This is a genomic window from Rhodococcus sp. 06-156-4, from assembly GCF_002259345.1.
GTDB lineage: Bacteria > Actinomycetota > Actinomycetes > Mycobacteriales > Mycobacteriaceae > Rhodococcoides > Rhodococcoides fascians_E.
In genome coordinates this window covers 1-1,304 of record NZ_NPGB01000021.1, presented here as the reverse complement: position 1 = coordinate 1,304, position 1,304 = coordinate 1, and the positions used below count along the sequence as shown (strand labels likewise).

The following is a 1,304-nucleotide window of genomic DNA, read 5'->3' as shown; positions in this document are numbered from 1 at the left end:
CAGCGAGTACATCGGCATCACGTCGTCATCATCGGCTCCGGGTTCGGCGGTCTCTTCGCGGCGAAACAACTGCGCAAGGCCAACGTCGACGTCACGCTGATCGCGAAGACCACACACCACCTCTTCCAGCCACTGCTGTACCAGGTGGCCACCGGCATCCTCTCCGAAGGAGAGATCGCCCCCTCGACCCGCATGATCCTCAAGGACCAGCACAACGCCTCGGTCATCCTCGGCGAGGTCAACGCCATCGACCTCGAGAAGCGAGTCGTCACCTCCCAGTTCCTCGAGCGCATCACCGAAACCAGCTACGACAGCATCATCGTCGCCGCAGGCGCCGGCCAGTCCTACTTCGGCAACGACCACTTCGCCGAATACGCACCGGGCATGAAAACCATCGACGACGCCCTCGAGCTCCGCGGCCGCATCCTCGGAGCGTTCGATCAGGCCGAACTCGCCACGGACCCGGCCGAGATCGAGAAGCTGCTGACCTTCGTCGTCGTCGGCGCCGGACCTACCGGCGTCGAAATGGCAGGCCAGATCGCCGAACTCGCGAACAAGACCCTCGACGGCACCTTCCGGCACATCGACTCGCGATCAGCGAGGATCATCCTGCTCGACGCCGCACCCAAGGTTCTGCCCCCGTTCGCCGACTCCCTCGGTCAGGCGGCCGCGAAACGGCTCACCACGATGGGCGTCGACATCCAGCTCGGCGCGATGGTCACCGACCTCGACGCCAACGGCTTGACCGTCAAGGACAGTGACGGAACCGTCCGACGCATCGCCTCGCGCACCAAGGTCTGGTCTGCGGGTGTCGCCGCGAGCCCACTCGGCAAGACCCTCGCCGCACAGTCGGGCGCCGAGATCGACCGCGCAGGCCGCGTCCTGGTGAACAAGGACCTCACCCTCCCCGGCCACCCCGAAGTGTTCGTCGTCGGCGACATGATGGCACTGGACAAGCTCCCCGGCGTCGCACAGGTCGCGATCCAGGGCGGCCGCTACGCGGCACGCGTGATCGAAGACGGCGTCGAAGCAGTGCGCGCAGGCAAGCAGATACCCGAGCGCAAGGACTTCAAGTATTTCGACAAGGGCTCGATGGCGACGGTGTCCCGCTTCTCCGCCGTCGCGCAGGTCGGCCCCATCAAGATCACCGGCTTCATCGCCTGGGTCATGTGGCTGCTGGTGCACCTGCTCTACATCGTCGGCTTCCGCAGCCGCCTCACCACCGTGATCTCCTGGCTGACCGCGTTCTTCTCCCGCGGACGAGGCCAGCTGGCGATGACCGAGCAGCAAGTCGACGCCAGGCG

General features: G+C 65.8%; 1 protein-coding gene. It reads left to right on the top strand.

Going from position 1 to position 1,304, the window contains the following annotated elements:
- Positions 1–1,304 (top strand): NAD(P)/FAD-dependent oxidoreductase (locus tag CH290_RS15780; protein ID WP_176460163.1); only part of this gene is annotated, 1,304 nt, incomplete at both ends.